This window comes from Ruegeria arenilitoris (assembly GCF_013032445.1).
Taxonomy (GTDB): domain Bacteria; phylum Pseudomonadota; class Alphaproteobacteria; order Rhodobacterales; family Rhodobacteraceae; genus Ruegeria; species Ruegeria arenilitoris_F.
The window spans coordinates 1-3,197 of the sequence record NZ_WQCA01000074.1 but is presented as its reverse complement, the minus strand read 5'-3'; the positions used below and the strand labels follow the sequence as shown (position 1 = coordinate 3,197).

Sequence of the window (3,197 nt, the reverse complement as noted above, 5' to 3'; positions counted from 1 at the left end):
AGGCCAGCCAGGCTGATGCGAATGCCTTGTCCGTGCGCGTGGAACTTCAGGCCGACTGCTACTCCGGCGTCTGGGCACGGGCCATGGATCAACGCTTTGGGGTGCTGGAACCCGGCGACATCGAAGAAGCGCTTAACACGGCTGCGGCCATCGGAGACGACGCCTTGCAGCGGGCCCAGCAGGGCGTGGTGGTGCCTGACAGTTTTACGCATGGTACCAGCGAACAAAGGCAAAACTGGTTCTACCGAGGGTACATATCCGGAAACCCCAACAGCTGCGACACCTTCGCAGCAAGAAATCTATGACTTTCAAGGAAAACAAATGAAAGCCAGACTGATAGCAGCCGTCTGCAGGACAATTGCACCTGTCTTGGGATCAATTTCAGCGCTGTCCATTTTCGGCGTGCTGGGGTCCGAGGTTGCAGCCCAACAATGCGGCTCGTCCGGCGAATTGATCTATATTGGACGGACGCGTGGCCAGTCGTCCTCCGTTTGGCTGTCTACAACCGCGCGGGGCGATTTTCGCCTGGAAGCGGCACAGGGAAACACAACCGTCGATACTTGGCGCCAAAATCGCAGCGGGCCTCATCTGTCCTTTTCTCCATTTGTTTCAAACGGGTCGGGCGGCGTGCATCGGCTGTTTGAAGTTGGCGCCGCGCCGAATGGGCGTGATTGTCTTGTTGATACTCAGAACCAGAAACGGAATTGGTCGCTTCCAGGTCGACCACCGGGCGGTGGTGGAGGGAACCCTGGCGGCCCCGGTGGCGGACCAGGTGGTGGCGGTGGCCCAGGTGGACCCGGCAACCCAGGGGGAGGGGGTGGCAACCCCGGCGGTGGTGGAACTGGTGGAAGTCCCGGAGGCAGCATACCAGGAGGTGGATTTGTGGGCGTATTGCCAACGGCAGGGAGCACACGTTTTGACCGTTCTGCTGAAGCCACAGGACAAAGACCGTGCACGACAGATCCCAGTGGCAAACTGGACTCGGCCCTGTGTGACCCGCTTGTGAAGCCTCCACTGACCGAAGGGCGCGATTTTGGCCCGCCGACCCCGTGGAACGTCTGGACAGATTTCACCTTTACGCAAGTCGAGGACACGCGCGGCGTTCGAGATTTAGACGTAAACGACCGCTATTTCGCGGCGGGCATCGACCGCCTTGTGACTCCAACGCTTGTTTTAGGTGTTCAAGCGGAATTTGATAATACGGATGCAAATGCCTATGGTGGCCTGTTCGAACAGGACACAAATGGCTGGGCCGTTGGACCCTATTTTGCATGGAGGATGGCTGAGAACTGGACCTTGAATGGTTTGGCAACCGTTGGACAATTGTCTTCGGAGGTTTCACTTCTTGGCCTGACCGGGGATTTTGATCGGACGCGTTGGCGGGCTAACCTACAGGCAACCGGCGAATATGAGGCCGGAAATTTCCTGATCCGGCCTTCTCTTGCGTTTGACTACTACCACTATGAGGCCAAAGACTTTGACTTGTCTGGGACACTTCTCGGGGTGCAACGCGATATCATCGTTGAACTGGATAACGCGCAATACAGTACTTTGACACCCGAGGTGGAAGTCAGCCGCCCGTTCTTGACGCAGAATGGAGTGGTCGCACCATTCGCCACGTTTGGGGCGACCTACTGGATCGACAACGATCAACTGGGGTTGGTGGCGCCATCGGTGGGGCAAGATCAGGACGATCTGCTCTGGTCGACTCGTCTGGGCGTGCGCGCAAGAATGGGCGAAGCCATTTTTGCCGAAGCCTCCTTTGGCTACCTAAGTTTGTTTGAAGATAATCTGGATGCAACTGACGCATCCATCTTTCTGTCTGTGAGTTTTTAGCCCTGATGCGCAAAGGATATGACACATAGCCGTTTTCTGATCTTGCCCGCGATCCTGATGATCCTTGCAGCGCTTGTGCCTATACCATCACAGGCGCAAGAGCGTTCGGGACCCGTGCCCGTCGCCGCCGCGCTGTGCCCGCCGTTTGTGATTGGAGAGGCGGACAAGCTGGATGGCCTGGCCATCTTCCTGTGGGATCGCGTCGCCCGGGAGCTTGCGCTGGACTACGACATTACACTGATGAATTTCGGAGACATGATCGACAGCGTTGCCGCGGGACAATCGGCTGTCGGGATTTCCTGTCTTTCGATCACACCCGAGCGCGAAGAACGGGTGGATTTCTCGCATTCCTTTTTCGAAACGCACAAAGCCATCGGCATCAAGAAAGCCAGCTATCTCAGTTCCGTTCGCCAGTTCCTTCTGAGCCCGCGCATTCTGACCGCGATCATCATCGTGTTGGGGGCCGCGGCACTGGTGGGCGGAGTGTTCTACCTGCTCGAACACGAGATCAATGCAAAGCTCTATGCGATGAAAACACGCGGCGGGAAGGTGATGGAGGCGCTGGTCATTGGCCTGCTGTTCGTGACCCGCGGTCCCATTCGCTACTACGAGTTCAAAACGCCAACAGCGCGCATTTTGTCCGCCGTATTGGCAGTGGGCAGCACGATCATGGTCGCCAGCATCACAGCCATACTGGCCAGTGCCTTTACCTTGGAGCAAATCCGATCTGAAATACGCTCGCCTGACGATCTGGCAAATGTGCAGGTTGCGACGCTGGCGGATTCAACGTCGGCGGAATATCTGCAACGGTCAGGCATCGCCGCGCGCAGCTTTGCTACTTTGTCAGAAGTGGTGACCAGCCTGGATGCGGACCAGGTCGATGCGGTTGTCATGGATGCACCCGCCCTGAAATATGAAATCCTACGTGGCCGAGAGCAGGGTCGTTTCGAGGACCTCGAAGTGCTGCCCTATGAGTTCGAAGAACAGAACTATGCCTTCGCCTTGCAGGATGAGAGCGAATATGTCGAAGTTCTCAATCGCGCTTTGCTTTCGGTGCGGAAAAGCCCTGCATGGGACACCGAAGTTCTAAGATACATCGGGGGTCTTGTCAGAAGAAATTTGGTTGAGCGGGGCAGGGCGGTTGCGTAGCTTTTTGCCCATGACCAGACCTGCCTCCTTCAAATACTTTAAGACCAGTCCCGAGGTCATCCGTCTTGCGGTGATGTTATACATCCGATTCCCGCTCTCTCTTCGGAACGTCGAAGATTTGCTGCATGAGCGCGGGATCGATGTTAGCCACGAAACCGTCCGATATTGGTGGAACAGGTTCGGGCCGATGTTTGCCGCTGAGATCAGGCGAA

The 3,197-nt window shown here is 56.7% G+C and carries 4 protein-coding genes and 1 pseudogene; all 5 read left to right on the top strand.

All coding sequences use genetic code 11. The features are described from left to right. Positions 1 to 305: neutral zinc metallopeptidase (locus tag GOW98_RS25460; RefSeq protein WP_170337389.1), on the top strand; the 305-nt coding region annotated here is incomplete at its 5' end. Positions 306 to 661: 356 nt separating this feature from the next. Continuing rightward, a complete protein-coding gene (locus GOW98_RS25650) occupies positions 662 to 1,006 on the top strand; it encodes a hypothetical protein (RefSeq protein WP_217359748.1) in 345 nt (114 codons plus the stop codon). Next, positions 1,003 to 1,836, top strand: coding sequence for an autotransporter outer membrane beta-barrel domain-containing protein (locus GOW98_RS25450; RefSeq protein WP_217359747.1), 834 nt, complete (start codon positions 1,003 to 1,005; stop codon positions 1,834 to 1,836). Before GOW98_RS25650 ends, GOW98_RS25450 begins: the two co-directional genes overlap by 4 nt. Positions 1,837 to 1,854: 18 nt before the next feature. After that, a complete protein-coding gene (locus tag GOW98_RS25445; protein WP_170337386.1) occupies positions 1,855 to 2,985 on the top strand; it encodes a transporter substrate-binding domain-containing protein in 1,131 nt (376 codons plus the stop codon). Positions 2,986 to 2,995: 10 nt separating this feature from the next. Continuing rightward, a pseudogene (locus GOW98_RS25440) lies at positions 2,996 to 3,197 on the top strand (IS6 family transposase); the annotation flags it as partial.

Excerpts from the sequence above, each read along its gene's own strand:
- GOW98_RS25650 (WP_217359748.1), top strand. The coding sequence starts at position 662 with ATGGGCGTGATTGTCTTGTTGATACTCAGAACCAGAAACGGAATTGGT.
- GOW98_RS25445 (WP_170337386.1), top strand. The coding sequence starts at position 1,855 with ATGACACATAGCCGTTTTCTGATCTTGCCCGCGATCCTGATGATCCTT.